27 protein-coding genes are annotated in these 25536 nt (G+C 45.8%); 5 read left to right on the plus strand and 22 right to left on the minus strand.

Going from position 1 to position 25536, the window contains the following annotated elements; all coding sequences use genetic code 11:
- From Q7P97_RS13310 to Q7P97_RS13320, 3 genes are read right to left on the minus strand one after another with little or no spacing between them, the layout of a single operon-like run.
- Positions 1-615 carry a ComF family protein gene (locus tag Q7P97_RS13310; protein WP_303969768.1) on the minus strand — a complete coding sequence of 205 codons (615 nt, stop codon included), beginning with the start codon at positions 613-615 and terminating at the stop codon, positions 1-3.
- Positions 612-1976: an ATP-dependent helicase ComFA gene (locus Q7P97_RS13315; RefSeq protein WP_303969770.1), complete on the minus strand. Its 1365-nt coding sequence runs from the start codon at positions 1974-1976 to the stop codon at positions 612-614. Before Q7P97_RS13315 ends, Q7P97_RS13310 begins: the two co-directional genes overlap by 4 nt.
- A gap of 14 nt (positions 1977-1990) precedes the next feature.
- Positions 1991-2839, minus strand: a complete 849-nt coding sequence (locus tag Q7P97_RS13320; RefSeq protein WP_303969772.1) for a DegV family protein — start codon at positions 2837-2839, stop codon at positions 1991-1993.
- A gap of 540 nt (positions 2840-3379) precedes the next feature.
- Here Q7P97_RS13320 and Q7P97_RS13325 point away from each other — a divergent pair.
- Together Q7P97_RS13325 and Q7P97_RS13330 are read left to right on the plus strand one after the other, a co-directional pair.
- Entirely contained in the window at positions 3380-4156 is a 777-nt protein-coding gene (locus Q7P97_RS13325) for an enoyl-CoA hydratase-related protein (RefSeq protein WP_303969774.1), read from the plus strand.
- A gap of 247 nt (positions 4157-4403) precedes the next feature.
- Complete coding sequence (locus Q7P97_RS13330) at positions 4404-4568, plus strand: hypothetical protein (RefSeq protein WP_303969776.1); 165 nt, start codon at positions 4404-4406, stop codon at positions 4566-4568.
- A gap of 16 nt (positions 4569-4584) precedes the next feature.
- Here Q7P97_RS13330 and Q7P97_RS13335 read toward each other — a convergent pair whose 3' ends face one another.
- From Q7P97_RS13335 to lplA, 9 genes are all read right to left on the minus strand, one after another.
- The gene (locus Q7P97_RS13335) at positions 4585-4878 is read right to left on the minus strand and encodes a late competence development ComFB family protein (RefSeq protein ID WP_303969778.1); all 294 of its coding nucleotides are present in this window, start codon (positions 4876-4878) and stop codon (positions 4585-4587) included.
- Positions 4879-5350: 472 nt separating this feature from the next.
- The gene (gene aspA, locus Q7P97_RS13340) at positions 5351-6796 is read right to left on the minus strand and encodes an aspartate ammonia-lyase (protein WP_303969779.1); all 1446 of its coding nucleotides are present in this window, start codon (positions 6794-6796) and stop codon (positions 5351-5353) included.
- A gap of 103 nt (positions 6797-6899) precedes the next feature.
- The gene (locus Q7P97_RS13345; protein ID WP_303969781.1) at positions 6900-8870 is read right to left on the minus strand and encodes a S9 family peptidase; all 1971 of its coding nucleotides are present in this window, start codon (positions 8868-8870) and stop codon (positions 6900-6902) included.
- Between the two features lie 139 nt (positions 8871-9009).
- Positions 9010-10563: a fatty acid--CoA ligase family protein gene (locus Q7P97_RS13350; protein ID WP_303969782.1), complete on the minus strand. Its 1554-nt coding sequence runs from the start codon at positions 10561-10563 to the stop codon at positions 9010-9012.
- A 677-nt stretch (positions 10564-11240) separates the two neighbouring features.
- The gene (locus Q7P97_RS13355) at positions 11241-13175 is read right to left on the minus strand and encodes an FtsX-like permease family protein (protein ID WP_303969783.1); all 1935 of its coding nucleotides are present in this window, start codon (positions 13173-13175) and stop codon (positions 11241-11243) included.
- Complete coding sequence (locus tag Q7P97_RS13360) at positions 13147-13926, minus strand: ABC transporter ATP-binding protein (protein WP_303969785.1); 780 nt, start codon at positions 13924-13926, stop codon at positions 13147-13149. Before Q7P97_RS13360 ends, Q7P97_RS13355 begins: the two co-directional genes overlap by 29 nt.
- 1 nt (position 13927) lies before the next feature.
- Positions 13928-14929: a sensor histidine kinase gene (locus Q7P97_RS13365; protein ID WP_303969787.1), complete on the minus strand. Its 1002-nt coding sequence runs from the start codon at positions 14927-14929 to the stop codon at positions 13928-13930.
- Entirely contained in the window at positions 14929-15627 is a 699-nt protein-coding gene (locus Q7P97_RS13370) for a response regulator transcription factor (protein ID WP_303969789.1), read from the minus strand. Before Q7P97_RS13370 ends, Q7P97_RS13365 begins: the two co-directional genes overlap by 1 nt.
- A gap of 108 nt (positions 15628-15735) precedes the next feature.
- Complete coding sequence (gene lplA, locus Q7P97_RS13375; protein ID WP_303969791.1) at positions 15736-16728, minus strand: lipoate--protein ligase; 993 nt, start codon at positions 16726-16728, stop codon at positions 15736-15738.
- 208 nt (positions 16729-16936) lie between these two features.
- Here lplA and yhfH point away from each other — a divergent pair, with 208 nt between their 5' ends.
- A complete protein-coding gene (gene yhfH, locus Q7P97_RS13380; protein ID WP_085429090.1) occupies positions 16937-17062 on the plus strand; it encodes a protein YhfH in 126 nt (41 codons plus the stop codon).
- Positions 17063-17203: 141 nt separating this feature from the next.
- On the opposite strand, the gene hemY is transcribed toward yhfH, so the two are convergent.
- From hemY to hemE, 3 genes are read right to left on the minus strand one after another with little or no spacing between them, the layout of a single operon-like run.
- Positions 17204-18619, minus strand: a complete 1416-nt coding sequence (gene hemY / locus Q7P97_RS13385) for a protoporphyrinogen oxidase (protein WP_303969793.1) — start codon at positions 18617-18619, stop codon at positions 17204-17206.
- A 29-nt stretch (positions 18620-18648) separates the two neighbouring features.
- Positions 18649-19584: a ferrochelatase gene (hemH, locus tag Q7P97_RS13390; RefSeq protein WP_303969795.1), complete on the minus strand. Its 936-nt coding sequence runs from the start codon at positions 19582-19584 to the stop codon at positions 18649-18651.
- 24 nt (positions 19585-19608) lie between these two features.
- Complete coding sequence (gene hemE / locus Q7P97_RS13395) at positions 19609-20652, minus strand: uroporphyrinogen decarboxylase (protein WP_303969797.1); 1044 nt, start codon at positions 20650-20652, stop codon at positions 19609-19611.
- A gap of 289 nt (positions 20653-20941) precedes the next feature.
- On the opposite strand from hemE, the gene Q7P97_RS13400 reads away from it, so the two are divergent.
- Together Q7P97_RS13400 and Q7P97_RS13405 are read left to right on the plus strand one after the other, a co-directional pair.
- Complete coding sequence (locus Q7P97_RS13400) at positions 20942-21451, plus strand: antibiotic biosynthesis monooxygenase family protein (protein ID WP_303969799.1); 510 nt, start codon at positions 20942-20944, stop codon at positions 21449-21451.
- Positions 21452-21614: 163 nt separating this feature from the next.
- Positions 21615-22778 carry a M20 metallopeptidase family protein gene (locus Q7P97_RS13405; RefSeq protein ID WP_303969801.1) on the plus strand — a complete coding sequence of 388 codons (1164 nt, stop codon included), beginning with the start codon at positions 21615-21617 and terminating at the stop codon, positions 22776-22778.
- Here the strand turns inward: Q7P97_RS13405 and Q7P97_RS13410 are convergent.
- From Q7P97_RS13410 to Q7P97_RS13440, 7 genes are all read right to left on the minus strand, one after another.
- Complete coding sequence (locus Q7P97_RS13410) at positions 22759-23058, minus strand: hypothetical protein (RefSeq protein WP_303969803.1); 300 nt, start codon at positions 23056-23058, stop codon at positions 22759-22761. The genes Q7P97_RS13405 and Q7P97_RS13410 overlap by 20 nt on opposite strands.
- Entirely contained in the window at positions 23052-23174 is a 123-nt protein-coding gene (locus Q7P97_RS13415) for a hypothetical protein (RefSeq protein WP_303969804.1), read from the minus strand. Before Q7P97_RS13415 ends, Q7P97_RS13410 begins: the two co-directional genes overlap by 7 nt.
- A gap of 19 nt (positions 23175-23193) precedes the next feature.
- Positions 23194-23325 carry a hypothetical protein gene (locus Q7P97_RS13420; RefSeq protein ID WP_303969806.1) on the minus strand — a complete coding sequence of 44 codons (132 nt, stop codon included), beginning with the start codon at positions 23323-23325 and terminating at the stop codon, positions 23194-23196.
- On the minus strand, positions 23319-23597 hold the full coding sequence (locus tag Q7P97_RS13425; protein ID WP_303969808.1) for a hypothetical protein: 279 nt from the start codon (positions 23595-23597) through the stop codon (positions 23319-23321). The genes Q7P97_RS13420 and Q7P97_RS13425 overlap by 7 nt, the downstream gene beginning before the upstream one ends.
- Positions 23598-23662: 65 nt before the next feature.
- Complete coding sequence (locus tag Q7P97_RS13430; protein WP_303969810.1) at positions 23663-23827, minus strand: hypothetical protein; 165 nt, start codon at positions 23825-23827, stop codon at positions 23663-23665.
- A gap of 133 nt (positions 23828-23960) precedes the next feature.
- Positions 23961-24086, minus strand: a complete 126-nt coding sequence (locus tag Q7P97_RS13435; RefSeq protein WP_303969812.1) for a hypothetical protein — start codon at positions 24084-24086, stop codon at positions 23961-23963.
- Between the two features lie 58 nt (positions 24087-24144).
- On the minus strand, positions 24145-25536 hold a 1392-nt coding region (locus tag Q7P97_RS13440), incomplete at its 5' end, for a M20/M25/M40 family metallo-hydrolase (RefSeq protein WP_303969814.1).

Here is a 25536-nt window from a genome sequence, read left to right on the forward strand (position 1 = left end):
TCACTTCTCTCTTATAGGTCTAAATAACGTCACAGCTTCTACTCGGTGTACTCCACGCTGTTTCAGTGCTCGTGCCGCGTGACGCAATGTGGTACCCGTCGTGTAAATATCGTCCACAAGCACATACACTGCTTCATTACTTGGTATATCGGCCGTTACCTGAAATAGTTCAGTCATCGCCAAGCGTTCGCTACGTGATTTTTCGCCCATGACCGATTCCGTCGTTTTCGCAAGTAGTAATTGATACGAAATATTCGCTGCTTCTAGTAACGCATCCACTTGCGAAAAGGTTCGTTTCTTTTTATTCGTAGGATGCATCGGGATCGGTACGATGATCTTTTTCGGATCACGTAGTACTTTCCGTAGCGGTTGCGCGAAAACGTCCGCCAGCGCCACGTCCTGCATGAACTTGAACTGATGCAAGTACTCTCTCGCTGCTTCATTATATGCATAGAGCGAATGAACAGAATCGAGTACGTCATCTTGTTCGATACAATCAATGCGTTCGAACTTCTCAAAACAGGTGGGACAAGCAGACAGGTCTTGTTGAATACCGAGGAAGTGTTGCCAAGTGGGCTGGTCGTTGAGTAGTGTGTCGCAGAGTACACACGTCATTGCGGTACCTCCGTGCGATTCAGCTTGCGGATTTCCCGCTTCGCTTCATCCATGGCGCGTGTAATGCCTTGATGGAACAGTACGAAGTCGCCTGACGTATTCGGCACGGATCGACCGACGCGTCCTCCGATTTGGATCAGCGCGCCTTTATTGAAGATCGTTTGCTCCGCTCCGACAACCGCCACTTGCACGTTCGGTATCGTAATCCCTCGCTCGAGAATCGTTGTCGTCAGAAGACCCGGAATCTCTTTCTGTCGAAGCAACTGCACTCGCTCTTTCCGGTCATCATGTTCCGCGTGCACAGCACAAATTCGTTCGTCGAGTTTCTGGAATAACGGTTCCGCTAGTTCCATCAGTTCAATCTGATGGAAAAAGATGAGGAATGGTTGTTGCTTGTCAAGACGTTCGGTCGTCCAGCGTAGTAGTTTCACTGGAATGCGTTTCTTTTTCAGCTGCTTCTCGTAATTCCATAACGCTTCATTACGCGGTACAGGTAGTGGCTGGCCGTGATAACGTCTTGCAAGAACCGAGATATTGCCTTGCTTTTTATTCATAGTAAGCAACTGACTCGAAGGGGTCGCCGTGACGAAATGAATCGGTGCATGAGGTTTTGCGGCTTTTCGGACCGCCCGCTGCAACGTTTCATCCGCTGTATACGGAAAAGCATCGGCTTCATCCACAAAAATCGCATCGAACGCTTCGTGAAAACGATAAAGCTGATGGGTCGTTGCGAGGATTAGCTGGGCATCGAAGTGTTCTACTTCCGCCCCTCCATATAAAGCTTCTACTTTCGTATCTGGAAAGGCTGTAGTTAAACGAGGCAGTAATTCGAGAATGACGTCCACTCGAGGCGCTGCGAGACAAACCCGTTTGCCTTCCTTCAATAGATAGTGAATCGGCTGGAATAACATTTCCGTCTTGCCCGATCCACATACCGCATACAGTAGATGGGATATCCCTTGTTTCGTACTTTCGAGTAATTCAGTCGTCGCTTTTTGCTGGGATGGTGTTAAATTGCCTTGCCAGTTCATGCGGTGTTCTGTCGGGTACAGGGGTGGCGTGCCTGTCCATGTCAGTAAATCAGAACAGCATGATACCCGTCCCATATTGAGACAATTTCTGCAATAGGCACAGCTTGTTTCGCACTGCGCACAAGTAAATATCGTGAATCGTGCTTGATTATCGTTATGGCAACGCTGACACGTATAGTGATGACCATGCCAAGTCGTTTTCGTTTTGACGCCTTTTTCTATATGGATATCACCTTGACGGATTGCTTCATCAACGGCTTCTTCCGGAAACGGCAACAAATGGCGCAGCCAGATGCGGCCTGCCAAGAATTGCTGTATTTCTTCGGTCATACACGTCCCCCTATTCAGGTTCCGCGTCGTTTCACCCAACCGAGTCCCATGGCCCCTTCGCCAAGATGCGTGCCGATAACCGGGCCAAAGTGGCTAATCGTGAAATCGACGTTCGGATGTTTTTCTTCTAATTGTTTCTTCCATTCTACTGCGTCGTCATAGCGATTCGCATGAATAACTACCGCATCGAGCAATTGATTCTTTGCGTCTTCAGATAGTAAGTCTGAAATACGCTTCATTGCTTTTCTAGTCGTGCGGATTTTCTCGAATGGCACGATGATTTTATCTACAAAGTGTAGGATCGGTTTTACTTGCAGTAGTCCGCCAACGAGCGCTTGTGCCCCAGATAAACGCCCGCCACGTTGAAGATGCGTTAGGTCGTCCACCATGAAATAAGCTTTCATCGAATGTTTCATTTCGTCGAGTTCTGCAAGGATCGCATGCGGGTTGACACCTTCATTCGCCAGTTGCGCCGCACGGATTGCGTAGAAGCCTTGGGGATAGGCCGAGATTTCTGAGTCGAACGCCAGCACTTCTATTTCCGGTACGAGCTCGGCAGCCTGTACAGCGCCCATATAGGTTCCGCTGATGCCGCTTGAGAGGTGGATGGAAATGACTGCGTCGTAGTCTTTCGCCAGTTCGCTGAATAGTGTTTGGAAGTCACCGATGGCGGGTTGTGACGTTTTCGGCAGCGGGCCTTTGCCACGTACCATGTCGTAGAATGCTTCGGTTGTGAGGTCGGCTTCTTCTTTGAATTCTTTGCCGTCGATGGTTACGAGTAACGGGATGGTATGGATCCCGAGTTCTGCTTTTATGTCATCCGGCACATACGCCGTCGTATCTGTCACAATCGCTGTTTTCAATATGATCAACTCCTGCCTTTTATTCTACCTGAAATTAATGGAGTTGGCATCTGTAAAGGGGACATTGGGCACGGTAGAGGATTTGCGCTTCAGAGGGGGACGCTTTCCGGAGGGCGTGGCTTGAGCTTCCTCGTCCGCTTCGCTACCTGCGGGATCTCAAGGCGCACGCTGATCCTCTCGGAGTCGCCCCCTCTTACGCTTCAATCCTAGTTTTAGTGGGGCGGCACTTCATGTCGTTCATTGAATTTAGGCTAGATATCTAGTTCAAGTTCAACACAAGACTTTGAACTGCCCCAATCAGAAAGAGGACACTAGTGAAGCGGAGTGGAAGGCGGCGACTCGGGGAGGATCAGCTCGACAGGTAAGACAACCAAAAGAGAGCGAAGCGAACTGGTTGGCTTACCGCGGGCCCTCCCGAACGCGTCCGCCTGGAACGCAGCGTAACGATGCCCTTCCCCTTCCAACTCTCTAAAACTGACGAAATAAGCCCTTTCATGCTATCTTGTAACTAGACTAGACACTTCAAGGAGGCGTTTGACCATGCAAGACATTATCTACGAACAAAAAGACGCAGTAGCCTACGTAACACTCAACCGACCTGACTCTATGAACGCATTTAACTACCAACTACTACTCGAACTCGGGCAAGTAGTCGAAGGCATCCGGATCGACCCCGACGTGCGAGCAGTAGTATTTACAGGCAGCGGTGACCGAGCATTTAGCGTGGGCGCTGACTTAAAGGAACGCAAGACGTTGACGGAATCCATGGTCCGTCGAAATCTGAACAAGATCGGTGACGTCTTTACGATGATCGACCAACTCCCCCAGCCAACCATTGCGGTCATCAACGGCTTTGCATTCGGTGGTGGCATGGAACTTGCATTAGCTTGTGACTTCCGGATTGCGGCAGACAGTGCGGTGATGGGATTGACGGAAACTGGACTCGCGATTATTCCAGGAGCTGGCGGCACGCAGCGGTTGCCTCGGTTGATTGGTGAATCGAAAGCGATGGAGCTGATTTTGACAGCACGACGCGTGTCTGCTGAAGAAGCGTTGTATTTAGGTATGGTGACGCAGAAAGCGCCTTTAGATTCATTGGAAGACACGGTGAATACGTTTGTGGATTCATTGCTTGCTAACGGGCCGATTGCGATTCAGCAGGCGAAGTTTGCGATCAAGCAAGGGATGATGGCAGACTTGCAAACGGGGCTCGCGATTGAGCGGAAGGCATATGAGATGACGTTGCCGACGGAGGATCGTGTAGAAGCGTTGATTGCTTTTTCGGAGAAGCGGAAACCTGTGTTTAAGGGTAAGTAATGGTTTTGGGATAGAGCGGATGAATGACCTGATAGAGCACTCAGCTTGACGCATAGAGCGAACAAACGACCTGATAGAGCACTCAGCTTGACGCATAGAGCGAACAAACGACGCGATAGAGCACTCATCATGTCCCATAGAGCGGATAAACGGCCGGATAGAGCGCTTAGCGTGTCCCATAGAGCGAACAAACACCCCGATAGAGCACTCACCCAACAACTATGAGCATCACTTAACGAACGCTTTGGTGTTTGAAAACAATTTAACAACTTCCCTATCAAAGCTGGCCGATACCGATGTGGCGAAGGAAATGATGACATTTGTCCAGCAGGATATTCGTTCAAAGGGTGATCAGATGTTGATCAACTCGGTGAATAGTAATTTGAAAGATACGGTTTCGTTGTTGAAATAAGCAAAAATCCTTCCGATTAATGATCGGAAGGATTTTTTATGTTGTCGCATCTAGGATTTTGCCCGACGATACCGGCAGCCCAGGCGACCTTCGTCAAGATAGCGGTTGCTCCTTGGCGGTCGGCTTCGTGGACGGCGCGGATGTAGGCGCTGTTTGATTCTTCGACGATGTATTGCGGTTTGACGTTGTTGAGCGTCATGGCGAGTACGTCGTTCATGCAGTGGTCGCATGTGCACGGCATGTTGAGTTCGTTTTTATACTTGGAAATGACGTCACGTACGACGACTTCCATAATGTTATGCACTTTCATAGCGGGATACTCCTTCACACTTAGAGTAGTGGAGATTGGAGACTCAGATAAATAGATAGTGTTCTGAAAACCGTTGATTTCCGTTGCAGGCGGACGCGTTCCGGAGGGCGGGCGGTGAACCACACCCCTTCGCTTTGCTCGCAGGGTGTTTCACCTGTCCCGCTGATCCTCCCGGAGTCGCCGCCTTCCACTGCAATCAACTAGTTAGTAGTGATACTTTATTAAGTTCAATGACATACGATCTTTAAAACCAAGTACAAAGAAATTAGTACTTAAAATGCAAGTATTATTTCTAAGTGTCTTCCACTACCAAAGTAGGGAATGGGGCGGAAGACGGGCGACTCCTGGGGATCAGAGTGATCTTGAGACCCTGGACTGAACGAAGTGAGGGAAGCGGCTCAAGATCACTCCCCCGGAAAGCGTCCCGTCTGGAGCCCCATTCCCAGAACCACTATCCCCCATCAAGCCTCACTTATTTAGAAAGAATAATCTTCTTCTTCAATAGCTCTTTACCCGAAATACCAGGCTTCGTCATCTCGAACGGATGTAGAATCGTATCCAAATCTTCTTTAGACAGGATATTTCTCTCGATACAAATCTCGCGGATTGACTTGTTCGTCAGCAACGCCTCTTTCGCAATCTCAGACGCCACTTCATATCCAACGTGAGGATTGATCGCTGTGATGATACCGATACTCTTCTCCACGTACTCTTCCAAGTGCTCGACGTGTGCCGTGATGCCGTCTAGACAATAATCGCGGAATACGCCGAATACGTTTGTCATGATCTTCAATGACTGCAGCAAGTTGAACACGAGCACTGGCTCCATGACGTTTAATTCGAACTGGCCAGCTTCAGATGCCAAAGCGATTGTCATATCGTTACCGACTACTTGGAACGACACTTGGTTCATGACTTCTGCCATTACTGGGTTGACTTTACCTGGCATGATGGATGATCCAGGCTGTCTTGCAGGTAATGAAACTTCGGATAAACCTGTGCGTGGACCGGATGCCATGAGGCGCAGGTCGTTACAGATTTTCGACTGGTTCAGCATCGTGCCGCGAAGTGCTGCGGATACTTGAACGTACGAGTCTGTGTTTTGTGTTGCGTCCACTAGATGTGTAGAAGACTTTAGTTCGAAGCCACTGTTTTCAGAAAGGTAGCTAGCTACTTTTTTGATATAGAGTGGATCCGCGTTTAAGCCTGTTCCGACAGCTGTTGCGCCCATGTTGATTTCATATAAGTAGACGCGTGATACACGAACGCGTTCGATGTCGCGACGTAGTACCATTGCGTAGGCTTCGAATTCTTGTCCAAGACGAATTGGAACCGCGTCTTGCAAGTGTGTACGGCCCATTTTCAAGACCGATTGGAACTCGATGGACTTTTTCAAGTATGTTTTATGAAGGGATTCCATCACTTCTAATAGTTTATCTACTTTCATTAATGTCGCGATATGGATGGCTGTTGGGAATGCGTCATTTGTCGACTGCGCCATGTTCACGTGCGTGTTCGGGCTAATGATGTCATATTCGCCTTTTTGGTGGCCTAGAATTTCAAGCGCACGGTTGGCGATGACTTCGTTTGCGTTCATATTGACGGACGTTCCTGCTCCACCTTGGATCGGATCGACGAGGAATTGGTCACGCAATGCGCCATTGATTACTTCTTCAGACGCCTGGATAATCGCTTCGGCAAGATTCGCGTCCAATTGACCAATGTCGCGGTTAGCTTGTGCAGCTGACTTTTTAACGATTGCGATCGCACGGATCAAGTCGCGGTTGACGCGATAGCCCGTGATCGGGAAGTTTTCAGCTGCGCGCAATGTTTGAATTCCATAATACGCGTCTTGTGGTACTTTCTTGTCACCGATAAAATCCGACTCTATTCTGTATAGTAATTGCTCTTCCATCATGCAGAACCTCTTCTCAAGTAGTTTTTAGATGTTTAATTCGTCTCTCATTATACACACAATATTTCGCATGTATAGCGGTTCGGGCATACAATCTCATATTACCTTATAGATATCGTTTAAACCACCCGGTAATCTCTTCTAATCGTGCAATTCGTAGATTTGGTTTCCCTGTTCTTGACAAATTGTGATCAGATTCGGGGAAACGGACAAATTCTGTCTCTTTACCTAAATCTTTCAGCGTAATATACAATTGCTCCGCTTGCTCGATTGGACAGACGAAATCTCGTTCTGCATGAAGAATCAATAACGGTGTCTCGATATTCTCCGCATATTTCAGCGGGGATTGCTTCCATAACTTGTCGACGTCTTTCATTCCGGCTTGTAAATGCCAGTCGGTGAAGTAGTAGCCGATATTCGATACGCCGAAGAAGCTGATCCAGTTACAGATCGACCGTTGCGTGACGGCTGCTTTGAAGCGATTGGTATGTCCGACGATCCAGTTCGTCATGAAGCCACCATAACTCCCCCCTGTTACGCCAAGACGTGTTTCGTCAATCCAGCTTTCAGTTTTCAACACTTCATCCAGCCCTGCCATGATATCTTCGTATCCACCGCCACCGTAATCGCCACGCACTGCATCGACAAACGCTTGACTATAGCCATGACTGCCACGTGGATTGAGGTAAAGAACGCCATAGCCTTCCGTTGCTAACACTTGCATCTCATGGAAATACGTAAAGCCGTACATCGCATGCGGTCCACCGTGAATTTCGACGATCAACGGATACGTTTCACCTTCTGTAAAGTTCGCTGGCTTCATGAGCCACCCTTGGACGTTTGTATTCCCATTCGTATAATGGATCGTTTCAGGCTCCACCAACTGTACTTTCTTCAGCCAGTCTTCATTGAATGAAGTCAACTTCGTCCGTTCGCCCGTCGCTATCGTTTGACGATACAGTTCCCCTGGGTTCGTCATCGTGCTAACCGTTAGCAAAGCGAATTCAGCATTACGTGCGACATCATAGCCGTAGACATGCTCTTCTTCGCCCGTCGCGGGATAGACCGCACCGTCAAGTGTAGCCGCATATAGACGAACGTCTCCCATACTCGATAGTTGGAAATAAAGTTGCTCGTCTTCCGTCCAGACGACACCTGGTGCAATCGTTTGCTGCAAGTGATCAGATATACTTTCGTCTCCGATCGGTGCATCGATACCTGCTGTCAGATTCATCGTCTGACCGTTTGATTGGTCATAGACGAATACATCTGCCTGCGTAACATTGGCGAATGTCAAAGCATAGCCTGTATACGCGATATAGCGATCGTCTTTTGAGAATGCAACCTCGCCGAAGTATCCTTGTTCGTCGAGGATCACCGTTTCGTTTTTCGTCTCGATGTCTACGAGTACTAACGGTAAACTAAAGTCATGATCGACGTTTTCATTGCGATTGACGGCCATCACCAATTGCTTGCCGTCATGCGACACCGCCTCAAGCGTATGATCGAATGGTTCTGACGTAAAATCAAAGATGGTGCAAGTTGCGATGTCGACATAGCCGATTTGTGTGTACACCTCTTGTGGCAATACCCCGACGAAATCCGCTTTGTATTTCATGTTGGTTACGCGGATCGGCTGTGGCATGTTACCTTCTTTTTTCTCCGTAGTAGAAAACGTTTTGCCCGTTCTAACAGCCCCTGTAAACCAAATTTTCTTGCCGCACGGTGACCATTCGAATGAATCAATTCCTTCTGTACAATTCGTCAATGCGCGTGCTTCTCCGCCAGCCTTTTGCATGACATAGAGTTGATCCGTCTCACTACGATTCGATATAAACGCGAGTTGTTTGCCGTCCGCAGACCATTTCGGCGCACGTACTTGCTGTTTGCCATACGTCCACCGGGTCACGACTCCTGTCTCCAACTCGATATGGTGAATAGCAGAATAATACGTATTGTCTTTTCTATTTAGCTCCGTTACCGTAAATACCGCTTCTTGATCATTTGGTGCCAGTACCGGATTCGTTACGGATTTCGTTTCGAATAAATCTTCAATTGCTACCTGTCGTTTTTTCATCTAATCCCTCCTATTACTTGAATGTATCTTCCTAAACCATAACAAGACGATACTCCTCTTGGCAATGGATGTGTGAAGAATGAACGACAAAAAAACGAGTGATCGACGGTTACCGTCTACTCACTCGTTTGATTTGCTATTATATTTTGATTTGATCTTTTAGTGAACGGCGCAGAATCTTACCTGTCGTGTTCTTTGGCAATTCATCCAAGAACTGAATGGACTTCGGAACTTTGTACTTCACCAAACGTTTCGCACAGAATTCTTGCAACGACTCTTCCGTCGCATCCGAACCTTTCTTTAATACTACATAGGCTTGTACTTCTTCACCGAAATTCATATCCGGCACGCCAACGACTGCCGCTTCCACAATATCGCGATGACTGAACAGCACTTCCTCTACTTCACGAGGATAAACGTTGAATCCACCGACGATGATCATATCTTTCTTGCGGTCTACTATATAAAAGTAACCGTTTTCATCGCGTCGCGCCAAGTCTCCTGTATAGAGCCAACCGTCACGGATTGTAGCAGCTGTTTCTTCAGGCATTTTATAATAGCCTTTCATGACATTCGGCCCGCGTACAATTAATTCGCCGACTTCATTGTCAGGCACTTCCTCGCCCATTTCATCGACGACTTTATTCTCGACATTCATGATATTCGTCCCAATCGATCCCGGAACGCGGTCGCGATCTAATGGATTGAAACAAGTAACCGGCGAAGCTTCCGATAGACCATAGCCTTCTGAAACACGCACTTGGAATTTCTCTTCGAAATCATGAAGCAATGAAACCGGCAATGAAGATCCACCTGAAATAGCCAGTCTGATAGATTCAAAGTCTTCTGTTCTTCCCTCTGGATATTGATAGAGGAAGTTGTACATCGTAGGCACTCCCGCAAATACTGTTGCTTTCTGCTCGCGAATCATATGGAAGATTTCACCTGGGCTAAAGCGCGGCTCCAGTAAAATTGTCGCACCTTTAACGAGTGGTGCATTCGCAACTACTGTTAACGCGAATACGTGGAACAAAGGCAACGTGGCTACGATTTTATCGTTTTCTGAGAAGCCTAAATAGTCCCCTACATCACGTGCATTCGAGAAGATATTTTTGTGTGTCAGCATAGCACCTTTCGGACGACCTGTCGTTCCAGATGTATACAAGATGATAGCGCTTTCATTTTCGTCAACTTCCACCACTTCCGTCAATGGTTTCGATTGCTTCATCAAAAGGCTAAATGGATGAACTTTCGGCTTAACCGAATCAGGCAATGCAGCTAACTTCTCCCCTGCATCCGGACTCATTTCACAGACGACATAGTTCTCAATCGTCGGGAAGGACTGGCTCGCTACTTCTACTAGTGGCAAGAGTTGATCGATCGCAATAACGGCCTTGGCGTCGCTATTTTCCAGGATGAATGAAATCTCATCCGGTGTGTACAGCGGATTAATCGGCACAGCTGTCGCTCCGATTCGCATAGTGGCATAGAGTGAGATTAGGTAGTGTGGCGTGTTACCAAGAAGGAATGCCACTTTGTCACCGTGTTTGACTCCTAGGTCTTGTAGCGCGTTGGCGAACATGGATACGGACATGTCGAACTCTGCGTATGTCGTGTCTTTCCCCATGAAGTGATAGGCAATTTTACTTGGCTTGGTCTGCGCTGTTTGTCGGACGCTCGAAACTAGATTCATGCTTTCATCTCCCTAACAAGTGAATGAATAACCATTCAGTAATTCATTCATTATACTAATAGAATAATTAATTGGCAAGAGTTTACTGAGAAATTTGTATTCTTTATTTATTTGGGTAGGCTGGCAGGGTGTTGGGGTGGGGATTTGCGCTTCGGAGGGGGACGCTTTCCGGAGGGCGTGGCTTGAGCCGCTTCCTTCGCTTCGCTACGTCCAGGGTCTCAAGGCACACGCTGATCCTCTCGGAGTCGCCCCCTCCTACGCTTCAATCCCTTACATAGTGAGTAGGTGACACTTTTTGTTGTGCATTAAAGTAAGTGTTGTAATAGGTTTTGAACTTCAATACTTGAATCTAAATAAGTAAAGACAAAACAATAATTCAAATACAACGTTCAATGAGTGATTTAAGTAACTGTACTATCAACGTAAGGATGGAAGCGGAAGTTGGGGGCGACTCCCGATGGATCAGCTCGAAAGGAGAGACAACCAAAAGAGAGCGCAGCGAACTGGTTGGCTCACCGAGAGCCCATGGGAAAGCGTCCCCCAACTGGAGCTTCCATCCCGAACCACTCACAAACTCACTCACCACTTTTAAGCACTTGCACTTGCACTTGCACTTGAACTTGAACTTGAACTTGAACTTGAACTCAAACTATGTAAAAACAAAAAACACCCACTCCCTAAGAAGTAGGTGCCTTAATATGTGCAATGTAACGCCAGCGGATCAAATAGAAATAGAAAATCTGCATCAGCGCAAAGCCGCAGAGCACGAGCGCCAGCTCCTTGACAATCGAAATCTCAGCCAGCGCATCCCAAATCACCTGCAACGACAAAAACGCAAACACACTATGAATAAACGACACACCCCACGGGAAGAAAAACTGCGGGATCAACTGTCGATTCACAATCCTCTTAAACTCCCGATCCGTCATCCCAATCCGCTGCAACACCGCATACTGCCGTCGATCGTGCGTAAGTGACGTATACAATCGGAAATAGATAAAACTGCCCGACGCGAGGAAAAATACCCCGGCAAGCAACAAGCCGATAAACAGCAGCAACGAGAACGTCATACGGATATGCGAGTAATTCAGGCCCGGATTCTCGAACTCATACCGCACCGGATCGCGATCTTCAAGCACTAGTCCTGCGAGCACTTGCGCATTGATCGACAGTCCGATTTCTCGTGTTTCCTGCCAGTCCCAGACGTTAAACGCATAATAATTAAACGCCAACGAACCACGACCTGCTTGTTCTTCAATGCGGTCGAAATCCAAATGATTCACGACGATCGTATTGAGTCCAAGTGCGTTCGGTGGAAATAATTTATACGGATAGACCCCTTCAATTTCAAGCGATACTTTGCTGTCGGCCAGTTCGGTATTGACTGATTCCGTCGACAATTGATTTGCTGCGGCGGCGGTTGCCGGTAGGAATAGCGCATGCCCTCTCCGTAATGATAGAGGTTTCTCACCAAAGGTTGCGGCCAGTTCATTCAGATCGGACAACTTGACGATATTGACTTTGTTCTTTGTGTAGGAAGACTGCTGCTCAAGTACGCGGAAACGCACAGCCCAGTAATCCAAACCTTGTTGTTCGAGTTCATTCGTCAGTTGAGCGATATGTGGGTACTCGAATTCATTATGCGGCAAACTTTTATACACTAGACCGAGTGGATTCACTTCGCGGTATTGCGAGGCGAATGACGTCAGCGACGCGAGAATACCGACGGACATGAATGCGATCGTCGACACAATGGTGACGATAAAGAACATCCGCGCGTTTTCTTTCAACCGTACGATGCTTTCCGAGATCGAGATCATCCAGTAATCGCGCCAGAAGAATGTCTTTTGCCGTCGCAGTGCATGCAATACGAGCGGCAAGGTGTCCGTGAAAAAGAAATAGGTTCCGATCGTAATGAGTGGCGGTAGCAAGAAGAACAGGCTGATAATACTCGAGCGCGATACGAGTGCCGCCATCGCGTAAGCCATCAGCAACAGCACGACGCCGAAAACTCCACGGCTTTTCGAGTACGAATAAACAGACTGAACCGCCATGTCTCCATTTAATAAGTCCGATACTTGTCCTTGCTGAATGAATACGGGTGCGATATATGAAATGATAGCGAATAAACTAAGAAATGCACCCATCGTCAGTACGAATGGTTTCCATGACAGATAAAGCGGTAATATCGGAATCTGTACAATCGCTTTGACAATCATAAAGAAAAACTTCGAGAACATGAAACCGAGGAATATTCCGCTTATGATAGAAGCAAATCCGAGTAGCATCGTCTCGATGAAAATCAGTCGATGCAGTTGGCGTTTTGCCATTCCGAGAAGCAGCAATACCCCGAACTCTTTAGATCGTGCCTGCAAAAACGCACGCATCGAATAGAATAGAAAAAACAACGTGAAAATGAATAGAATGAGTTCCGCTATTCCCATACCAAGTACGGAAATCTCTTTTAGAAAGGAGTTTTCAATTGATGGATGGAATAATAACATGGAATAAAGAAAAAAGACCATGACAGAAAATACACTCGCCATGAAAAATGCCGCATACACTCGGCGATTACGTAAAACATTACGGTAAGCGAACTGTCGAAAAGTCATTCACATTACCTCCAAGTAATGACAACACATTCAAGATACGCTGGAAAAAGGTCTGCCGGCGTTCATCTTTGTAAATTTCATTGAAAAACTCACCGTCTTTAATAAACAATACGCGGTCACAGTAACTTGCGGCAATCGGGTCATGCGTCACCATGATGATCGTCGTCTTTTCATGTTGGTTAATATGTTCGAGTAATTCGAGCACATCTTTCGCAGACTTTGAATCGAGATTTCCTGTCGGTTCATCCGCCAGTACGATGCTCGGCTGATGAATGAGCGCTCTTCCAATTGCCGTACGCTGTGCTTGCCCACCCGATAATTCGTCAGGTCGACGCTCGAGAATGTCTGCCAAGTTTAGCTTGTTCGCCATATCGTCCACGCGATTTTTCATTACATCAATCGGCAATCCGTCAAGAGTAAGTGGCAATACGAGATTTTCTTCCACTGTCAGCATTTGCAGTAAATTGATTTCTTGGAAGACGAAGCCGATTTGCCGTCTGCGAAATAGCGCAATGTCATTTTGACTGAGCTTTTCGGGCTCCACACCGCCTATCACAATTTTGCCGGTAGTTGGAATATCTGTCGCCATTAATAAATTCAGCAATGTGGTCTTCCCACTCCCAGACGGTCCCATGATGGCGACAAATTCTCCTTCTTGCACATCGAAATCTAGTTGATTCAATGCACGATGGATCACTTTACCTTCATAGATCTTCGTTACATCTTCCATCTTAACGACTGGTTGCGTCATCTTACTGTTCACCCGCCTCTCCGTCTTTAAATAATAAGGCGATCGTCGTGCCTTCCCCTTGTTTCGAGGTAATCGTCAATTGATGACCGAGTTTCTCACATACTTCCGATGCGATATACAGCCCCATCCCTGTTGACTCGCCAGACAATCTGCCGTTTTCCCCTGTGAAGAAAGCTTTCGTCACACGGTGTAAGTCGGATGCCGGTATCCCGATTCCTTCATCGACAATCTCTAGACACAGTCCTTCTGGTTGCTGAACTGCATTGACATAAATTTTCTTTCCTTTTTCAAATGTATATTTCACTGCATTCGTAATGAATTGATTGAGCATGAACTTGATCCACTTTCGATCGGTCGCAACGGTTAAATGATCATCAACGTTCAACACAGGGAACAAGCCATTCGTAATAAAGAGACGTTTGTTATCATTGAGTACTTCTTGCAACACTTGTCTAAGTAAAAGACGCTCAATTTGCATATCCTCTTCAAACGTTTCAAGCCGTGCATTGACCAGGACGTTTTCCAATCCATTTTGGATGCGTTCGACTTCCTGCTCGATACTCTTCTTATCCATTTCATCTTCTTGCAATAATAATTTAATGACCGAGATCGGTGTTTTCATTTGATGCACCCATTGATTCATGAAGTGCATATGACGATTTTGCCCATCATACAACGTCTGTACTTCACGCTGATATAGGCGGTACAGTTCACGTGTAAATTCCGTCGTCATTTTATGTTCGGGCGTCAAGACGTGCCGGATCAATGCGTCTTCCATCAGTTTCGGCTTTTCCACGATTTTCGTATAAAATGTTCGTCGCATGATGAATTTTGCCACTAAATAGCCCGTCGTAAATAAAATACTCATCGCAACCGAATAGATCGCTGTATTCGGATTTCGGAAGCCGTCGAGCCAAAACAACAGTAAAATGAACGACACGAGTGCGATTTGGAACACCATGAACGGGATATGTTCTCTAATGAACAGCGTGAATGCTTTCATTAAGCTTCCGACTCCGGCATGAAGCGATAGCCAGCTCCACGCACTGTTTCAATCCAGGACTGCACGTTGTAGTCGGTTAATTTCTTGCGTACTCTCGCCATATTAACGTTGAGCGTATTTTCATCAACGAATGACTGATCATCCCATAGTTCTTCAAGCAATTTTTCGCGCGACACGACTTTTGGCGACTCACTCATCAGCATTTCCAAAATAACGCACTCTTTCTTTTGAAGCGGAATTTCTTCCTCCCCTTTTTGCAGCGCCATCCGTTCTATGTACAACGTCAAATCACCGGATACAATAATACGCTCCGACTGACTGGGCGAATATTCCCCGAATGACCGACGCAAATGGCTTTTAATTTTCGCCAGTACAATTTCATAATGGAACGGCTTCGTAATGAAATCATCCCCGCCATTTTCCAGCGCAAATACTTGATCCATATCGCCAGAACGTGCTGAGATGAAAATAATCGGACACATCGTATGCTGTCGTAATTGCCGGCACCAATAATAGCCGTCATAGATCGGCAAATTGATATCAAGAAGCACTAGATGTGGATTGTACGCCACGCATTCTTCGACCACTCGATCAAAGTCCTGAATGATCGCGACTTCATACTGATATTTCTCAAGCGTTCCCGCCAATAATTGTGCAATTTTCAAATCATCTTCCACAATGAATATTCGATGTTTCACCGTAACCCCTCACTTTCTCGTTATGCCTAGTATACCGTATTTCCGAACGCACATAAATGAATCTCTCGTATTCAAAAAACGCATGCCCCGTAAGACATGCGCTGTTCCTTAATAAATAACATTGACGAATTCTTCTAGCTGAATTCCGCCTAGAATCTTCTCGACGTCCATTGATTTAAGTGCTTCCGTAATCGCCTGACGCTCATATTTCAAGCCAATTAAACGATTTTCAATTTCCTTTACTTCCCCAACGCCGAAAAAGTCTCCGTAAATACTGACGTTTTCGATCAACCCTTTTTCTACTTGCAGGCGAACATCAATGCCGCCAACTGGGAAACGTTTTGACTGCTGCAAGTTGAACTTCGGTGAACGACCGTAGTTCCACTCCCAGTTACCATAGCGCTGAGCAGATAATTCACGGATCTTCGTCCAGTCTTCATCAGTCAACACGCGGTATTCAATGTTTTCTTCTCCATCGAACATAGAATTCAAGATTTCTTGTCTAAACTGTTCAATTGAAATAGGTTCTTCGAGAAACTCGGAAATATTCGCGACACGACTGCGAATAGATTTAATGCCTTTTGATTCGATCTTGTCCTTTTTCACTTTAAGTGAATTCACGACACCTTCCATATCTGTATCAAACAGCAATGTGCCGTGACTGAACATGCGATCTCCTGTTGCGAATTGTGCATTGCCTGAAATTTTACGGCCATCAATCAAAATATCATTGCGCCCAAGCAATTCCGCTTTGATACCCATTTTTGCCAGCGCGTCTGTTACAGGCTCCGTAAACTTTTTAAAGTTACGGAATGATTCTCCATTGTCTTTCGTAATAAAGCTGAAGTTCAAGTTTCCTTTGTCATGGTACACAGCCCCACCGCCAGAAAGTCTACGCACTACATGAATGCCTTGACGATCTACGAACTCCGTATTGATTTCTTCTACGGTGTTTTGATTTTTCCCGATAATGATAGAAGGTTCATTGATATAGAACAGTAAATACGAATCTTCGTCTACATCCATCGTATTGAGCACATATTCTTCAATGGCTAGGTTAATACGTGGGTCTGTAACGCCTTGATTATCGATAAATTTCATACTTTCTTCTCTCCTCACAAAATTGTCACATTTATTTTTAGTATATTCTTTCAATTCAGAACGTTTAAAACCACTTGAAAGCACGCCACAAAAGGCTTGAATCCATTTTAACAGAACTATAAATGAAATGTTGACTTTCAGCACCTGTTATAATACACTGTGTATATACCAAAGAGTTATACAACAAACAGAAGGGAATTGATTGAATATGGTAGAAAGCATTGTAGAATTTTTCAAGAACTTGCCGGCGAAGGTTTGTGCGACTTGTGGAACTGAAATTGAAGAACAGCATGAGTGTTACTCTAATCACTGTGATCACTGCAACCTAAAATAAAACAAAACTTCTATTCGGCGGATATTCCTATATTCGCTTTTTTTATGCGGAAAATACATAGATAAACGACACTGCGTACTCTCTGTACAACTAAAAAGCCGTACAACAAGTCGATGAACTTGGTGTACGGCTTCTACTATTTTATTTGAACAAACTCGCGATTACTTGATCTTTCGCTACGACTCCTTGATCGATACAATCAGGCAAGCCGACTCCTTTATAAGAAGCTCCCGCAAGTTGGACCATTGGGAATTCATCGTGCAATTCTTCCCTCGCACGCAAAACCTTCTCTTTATGGCCTACGCGGTATTGCGGTCGATCGTCTTTCCAGCGTGTGATGATACAGAATTCCGGTTCGCCTTTAAGCTGCAGAATGTCTCCTAAGTCTTTACGGACAATCTTCTCTATCTCAGCATCGGGTAAGTCCACGATCGCTTCTTCCCCAACCCGTCCGACGAATGCTCGCACCATCACTTTATCGTCTGGCGTCGTCGTCGGCCACTTGCGATTGAGAAGTGTACATGCCGTGATCGAATGATTGCTACTGCGCGGAACTAAGAACCCCGTACCGTCTATATCCTTCTTCATGGCGTCTTTCGGGTACCCTAGAGCTACCGTTGCAACTGAAGTCGTTAAAATCGTTCCCAATTCTTTCAACAAACCATGCGGCTCAAACAATCGACTCGCTACGGTGTGGCTTGTCGCCATAATGACCGCATCAGCTTCAATTTGTCGCTGATCATTTAATGTGAGGACCGCTTGTTCACCATGTTTTTTTATCTTGGTAACGCGCGTGCCTTTCATAATCGTCACATCGGTCAGTTGTTGTTCAAGCGCTTCAACCAAAGTTTCCAGTCCATACTTGAACGTATGGAACACGCCTACCTTTTTCGAACTGTGACTGTTCTTTTGTGGCAGTTGCTTAGGTTGGCTTTTCTTCATCCCTAAAATCAGACTACGGTGTTTTTTCTCCACTTCATAAAACTGTGGGAATGTAGATTCCAAGCTCATATGATCGATATCTCCTGCAAAAACACCAGACAATAAAGGTTCAATCAAGTTCTCCACTACTTCAGTGCCGAAGCGACGTCGGAAAAACTTCCCGAGTGGTTGATCACCTATTACTCCAGATCGCGGCAAGACCAAATCGCCTGCCGCCCGTAATTTACCACTTAAGCTGAATAAGCCTGATGCGATAAACGGTTTGACTTCTGTCGGGATTCCCATGACAGCACCCGCTGGAATTTTATGCATTTGATTATGGAGGAAAATATACGCTTGCCCTGTCGCATTACGGACGAGTTGATCCGCTATACCTAAATCAGCCGCTAATTGGTCTACACTTTGTTTACGGATCAAGAAGGAGTCGGGACCGCGTTCGATTACGTAGCCATCTCGACGGACTGTTTGGATTTTTCCACCTAGTTCTGTTGAAGCTTCAATCATGGTGATGTCTATAGGAAGTCCTTGTTCACGAGCGTCTTTTTGCATATAGTACGCTGCAGCGAGACCTGTGATGCCGCCACCGATAATGACTACTCTTTTTCGTTCACTCATGTCCTTTTTTCACTCCGATCCATTTGAATTCATTTCGTTGCGTGTAATTGATCCATTACAGCATCCGCCATTGCATCAATGAATAAAGGATCGATGTTCGGCATAGCAGGTCTGTGGTACGCTGCGCCGATATCGTCACATACAACTTTACACTCGTAGTCGTTATCAAATAAAACTTCCAAGTGATCGCATACAAAACCTACTGGTGTGTAAACGAATGACGTATATCCTTTTGTTTCATGCAATTCACGTGTTAAATCCTGAACGTCAGGACCTAGCCAAGGATCAGGCGTTTGCCCTTCACTTTGCCAACCGATTGCGTATGTTTTAATGCCTGCTGCGTCTGTAATCATTTCCGCTGTCTCTTTTAATTGATCAGCATATGGGTCACCGTTAGCCAAAATCTTTTCAGGTAACGAGTGTGCTGAAACAATCAAGCATGTATTCTCACGTTCTGCTTCATCCATTGCATCGTATGTTTGACGCAATTGATTCGTCCAGTATTCAATGAATTTCGGCTGCTTGTACCAGCTTTCAACTGAAGTCAGATGGATACCGTGCTTGTCCGCTTCCTCTTTCGCACGACCGTTGTATGATTTAACGGAGAACGTAGAGAAATGTGGCGCCAAGACAATCGATACAGCTTCTGTAATGCCGTCTTTATGCATTTCTTGCACAGCATCCTCAACGAATGGCGCAATATGCTTTAAGCCAATATATACTTTGAATTCGATTTCATCTTGTACTTCATTCATGCGAGCGCCTAATGCGTTTGCTTGATCGTCCGTAATCTTCGCAAGTGGTGAAATGCCTCCGATTGCTTCATAGCGATTACGTAGATCTTCTACTTGTTCCGGAGCCGGTGGACGGCCTCTACGGATGTGTGTGTAATACGGTAATAGATCGTCATAGGAGTTTGGTGTTCCGTACGCCATAACGAGTAAGCCCATTTTCTTTTTCGTCATCATTTTCACCTCATGGTTGGATTGTTATTTCGAACGTAATTCTTTACTATATTCATGTACGAAAGCTGTTAAACGCTTCAATGTTGCAGGTTTTACGTCAGGGAATACGCCATGGCCCAAGTTGAAGATATGGCTTCCGTGTTCTACACCTTGTTCAACAATAACCTTCGCACGTTCTTCGATGACGGACCAGTCTGCCAGTAACATGGAGGGATCCAAGTTTCCTTGCAAAGGTTTTGTCATACCGCGTTCGCCCGCTTCTTTAATAGACAAGCGCCAATCCAGTCCGACTACATCAACTGGTAGGTCATGCCATTCATTCGCCAAATGACTTGCGCCAACTCCGAATGTAATCAACGGAATGTTTAACTTACGTAGTTCCGTGAAAATACGAGTCATTGTAGGTTTAATGAAGATACGGTAATCGGATACATTCAATGCGCCAACCCATGAATCGAATATTTGCACGGCTTTCACACCTGCGTTAACTTGTGCTGTAATATAACTAATCGTCATATCAGCTAGCTTATCCATCAATGCAAACCACGCTTGTGGCTCAGATACCATGAAGGACTTTGTCAGGTTATAGCTCTTTGAAGGACCGCCTTCGATCATATAACTCGCTAGTGTAAACGGTGCGCCCGCGAAACCAATCAGTGGGACATTCAATTGCTCTTGAGTCAGCATTTTTATCGTATCCAAAACGTAAGGAACTTGCTCTTCTGCTGAAAACTCCCCTAAGTTTGCGATGTCTTGTGCTGAACGGATGGGATTTGAGATAACAGGGCCTACGCCTGATTTGATTTTTACGTCTACTCCGATTCCTACAAGTGGTGTTACAATATCTTTATATAAAATAGCTGCATCTACATCATATTGATCTACTGGAAGCTTTGTTACATACGCACATAATTCAGGCTGATGCGTAATTTCTTCCAAGGAGTATTTCTCTTTGATTTTAAGATATTCCGGCTGTGAACGTCCTGCTTGACGCATGAACCAAACGGGCGTGTGATCTATTTGCTCGCCTCTCGCAGCGCGTAATAACGTATCATTAAAAGTTGACATATTCAGAGATACCTCTTTCCATTTTTATAATTTCGTTCGCGAAACTCATATACGTTCTCATGATAAACCGTTGACAAGTCAATGTATAGTGAATTGCGCCTTTGTCATAATTTTGTGCTTAGACTAGAGGGACTTCTGTCATTTTTCCGACAATCATTCCTAACTTGCTTGCTTTTAATGTGTTTGATACAAGAGATTTTAGGGAATTACTAAGTGTAGAATCATACACTGGATAAGAGTGTCCTCATTACACTCTGACGATTGTTACTAGCCAAAGGAGGAAAATTACATGAATATTTATATGACAACTGGAACTATGGACTTTATGGAAAAGGTAAAAGATCAGTACGTAGATGAAACCATTCACTTAATGAATGGTGCCGGCACTACACTGTTGCTACATGAAACAAATGGCAAGAGCGTGTTTCAAACACCGAGGAAGTTTGAAGTAGTAGGATCTTTCGGACAACTGACAGAACCAGGATTCTTTGCAATGGATAATGTCGCGGTGACAGATGAAGGTAAACCAATTTTCGAACATCAGTACAAGCATATGGGAGAAAAACTTCAAAACATGCCTGGTTTCATCGCATTCCGTTTATTGCGTCCTATCGGCAATGATACGTATACATTGCTAACAGAATGGACGGATCGACGTCTGTATGAAATTTGGTATAACTCCCCGGGTAATCAGTTATCCGACAAAACGGACTTCAAAGATGCTGGCGGTGCTGCACAACATATTTTCACAAGTGCTCCATACACAACGCATTATAAAACACCTACTGAAGAGGTTTGACGTTTTTACGTCAAATCTTTTTTTATGGTCAGTCCTCTAGATCTATCATTTCATTCAATTCTACTGCAATATGTTTCGACACCCGAAGTTTGCGATGCGTCTGTTCGCTTGTTATACTAAACGAGATGATTGATTTATTTGTATATTTGAGAGGGGACTTATAATGAGAGAACAATTATTTCAGAAATTAGAACAATCGTACGACGATATGGTAGAGATACGTCGATATTTGCATATGAATCCAGAGGTTTCATATAAAGAAACGAAGACTGCTGCCTATATCGCTGACTTTTATAAACAACTTGGCGTAGAAGTACGTACTGGTGTTGGCGGCAACGGTGTCGTAGCACGAATCAAAGGTGCGAAGCCTGGAAAAACAGTGGCTTTGCGAGCAGACTTTGATGCATTGCCTATTCAAGACCAAAAAGATACACCTTACGCCTCCACTGTGCCAGGCGTTATGCACGCTTGTGGGCATGATGGCCATACTGCCACTCTCCTTCAACTAGCAAAAGCGATGAATGAAATGCGCGATGAGCTATCAGGAGAATATGTATTTATTCATCAACACGCAGAAGAACTAGCTCCAGGTGGCGCTATTGCGATGATCGAAGACGGTTGTCTAGAAGGCGTCGATGTGATTTTCGGTACGCATCTTTGGTCACTACTCGAATCAGGCGTAATCCATTACTGTGCAGGTCCAGTCATGGCTGCGGCAGATCGATTTAACATTACCGTTCAAGGGGCTGGCGGACATGGCGCTGCTCCACATCAAACAAAAGATGCGATCGTAATCAGTTCACAGTTAGTAACGAATCTTCAACAAATCGTCTCAAGACGCGTTGATCCAATCGAATCAGCTGTTCTATCCGTCGGTTCATTCGTTTCAGAAAATGCCTTTAACGTCATTGCGGATCAGGCAGTTCTAGGCGGTACCGTTCGTACATTCACAAACGACGTACGTGACTTGATGGAAAAAGAAATCAAGCGCGTAGCTGAAGGTACAGCGATTGCAAACGATTGCGAAATCACCGTGGAATACTTCCGTGGCTATCCAGCAGTCGTCAATCACGAAAAGGAAACGGACTATCTAAAAGCAGTGGCTGAATCTATTCTTGGTTTAAAAGGCGTAGAAGAAATGCAACCTCAAATGGGCGGCGAAGATTTTGCTTACTATCTTGAAAAGATTCCAGGTACGTTCTTCTTCACGGGTGCACAACCAGCAGATGCTTATCCACATCATCACCCACGTTTTGATTTTGATGAACAGGCTATGATGGCAGCGGCTAAGACATTGGGCGCAGCGGCTATTGATTATCAGAACTAAATAACTGCAAGTGACTGAAGACATGCCCTTGGAAAGTGGGTATGGTCTTCAGTTTTCTTGTGTTGGGGTTTGATGATGTGGCGGTAGTCCATAGTAAGTAGGAGTCGGCATGAGTTGTTGTTTTACGAGTGCTTTTCTTTTCGTTGTTTTGTGCAGAGGTAGTGGGTTGTCTGGCAATGTAAGTGGGGCGATCATTGGCCCCACTTCGGCGGTGGTGGATGGCTTCCGCAATGAGCCAGACAGGAAGTGCGCCTGGCTGTCTCATTACTACGCCTACCACTGGCAGCCGCCTGCGTTAGATTGGGTGTAGGGCAGTTCAGGTACTTGTTTTTCGAGTACACGGTTTTTTGTTCGCACTAGTAAGTAGGATACGATGTTGGGTAGTGGTTTTTGCAACCCCTTACTCTTCCTTGTTTTATGCAAAGGTAGTAGTTTGACTGGCAGAGTAAGTGGGGCGGGCATTGGCCCCACTTCGGCGGTGGTGGATGGCTTCCGCAATGAGCCAGACAGGAAGTGCGCCTGGCTGTCTCATTACTACGCCTACCACGTGCAGCCGCCTTCGTTAGATAATGTGTAGGGCAGTTCGGATACTTGTTTTGCAAGAATAGTAACTAGTACCACCCAGTCACTGGTTTTATCTACTATAAACCACAACCAAACTTGGTAAATACTTAGTAGCGCAGGCACAACTGCGGGGTAGGCCGTGGCCATGAGACAGCTAGCAGCTCCACCGCTAGTTGGCTCATGGCTGGAGGCAATCCCCCAAGTGCCTGTGCGGGTCCTAAGCGCGACACTCACTACTTTCCATGCACAAGCCAATGTCGAGCCGCGATCCAATCTAAACGTTATTTACTTTTACAACATAGAAGACATGTTGCGCGAAGTCACTGGTTTTCATCTTCTATAAACCACAACCAAACGTGGTAAGTACTTAGTAGAGCAGGCACAACTGCGGGGTAGGCCGTGGCCATGAGACAACTGGCAGCTCCACCGCCAGCTGGCTCATGGCTGGAGGCAATCCCCCACGTGCCTGCGCGGGTCCAAAGCATGACCCTAACTACCTTCCATGCACAATCCAATCTCGAGCAACGATCCAATCTATCTGTTACGTACTTTTCCAGAACCAAAGATAAGTATCACCGTTCCACTGTCTTCATCTTTTATAAACCACAATCTAACTTGTCAACCACTTAGTAGCGCAGGCACAACTGCGGGGTCGGCCGTGGCCATGAGACAGCTAGCAGCCCCACCGCTAGTTGGCTCATGGCTGGAGGCAATCCCCCACGTGCCTGCGCGAGTCCAAAGCATGACCCTCACTACTTTCAATGAACAAGCCAAACTCGAGCAACGACCCCAAAACCTTACATCATCTAGACTTAGACTGCTGATCCATACCAGCCAGCCTCTTCACCAACTGCTCCAACAACACCGGCATCTCCTTGAACGCACTATTAATATGCAAACGCTCCGTCTTCTGATGCGCATCCTTACCAAACGGCCCCACATTCAACACAGGAGCAGTCAGCTTCCGCATATCCTCAAACGGAATCGAATACGTATCCCCATAGACCGGTGTATTGTCCGCAAACGCCATCCAATGATTCTCCTCATCCTTGTAATGCACATAACTCAAATCACAAATCCCATTGAAATAATGCACCTGATCGAGCGTCAGATCAAACACCTTCGCACGTTCTTGCAGAAACTCGATAGACTCGATGACAAGCGGATCGTCCGACGAGTTAACTGCAGGATAATAAGGCGGCGCATAGAACAGCACCGTTGCCGGTCCAAGTTCTTGGCACTCCATCATCAACGTATCTACAATACGAATACATTGTTCACGGTCATCCCATTCTTCCTGCAATAGCACTTCTTGTTTCAATCTGCGCACTTCATTCGTTCCTAATTTACCCTCGGCGTATTTTAATAACTCTTCAAAACGTAATACACGAATGTCCCCTAACGGCTCGGCTGATTCACGGTCACAAATCGCTTTATAATGTTCATTGCATTGCTCCATCGCTTCATTCGCCACTTGTTCGAATAAATCCATGATTTCTGCAGCTGTCTGCTTGAACAAAAAGACATTGTATAGCGCGGCCGCCCGCTGTGGTGTTTGTGTAGAGTACTGGATCTTTAAATCCTTTTGATGCAGCGTGACAGGAAGTGGTGTAGATTCCTCCTGATGCACTTCACGGAATAGTGGATTCCATTCCATCCGATGCGTTAAAAACGAAGCCATATAATCTGCAGTAATACCTTTTAACGGTTCGCCAACATGCGTTTCTTTCCCATAGAACAAAGCGGACGGCATGATTTTTCCGATTGTACCCGAATATATATATTCCTTCGTATCCGCGGGTCCTTGTGAAAATGAAGGCTCTCCATTTAAGAATAATTTATAGTGGCGTCCTTCTTGTTCTTGCAGACGCACCAGTTCCTTTACAGCAGCTCGCATTCCCGCTGAATTCACTTCCTCATCTGGAACTGTACATAGCAATAAATTTATCGGCCACTGCTCTAGACTCGCTCGCTCAATCAACTGAATATGTAAAGCCAAGCCCATTTTCATATCCATCGTACCTCTGCCAAATAAATAATTTCCTGATTCCAAATCAATACGCGCAGCTTCAGGCAACGTATCTTTGTCTTCCAATAGCTTCTTTGTTAGTTCTTCGGGATAGAATGCGAGTGGTTCAAGTGCTCCATATTCGTCTGTTTGTACAGTATCGAAATGACTGATCAAAACGATAGT

Origin of the sequence: Sporosarcina ureae (assembly GCF_029267015.1) — a bacterium.
Classification (GTDB): Bacteria; Bacillota; Bacilli; order Bacillales_A; family Planococcaceae; genus Sporosarcina; species Sporosarcina ureae_D.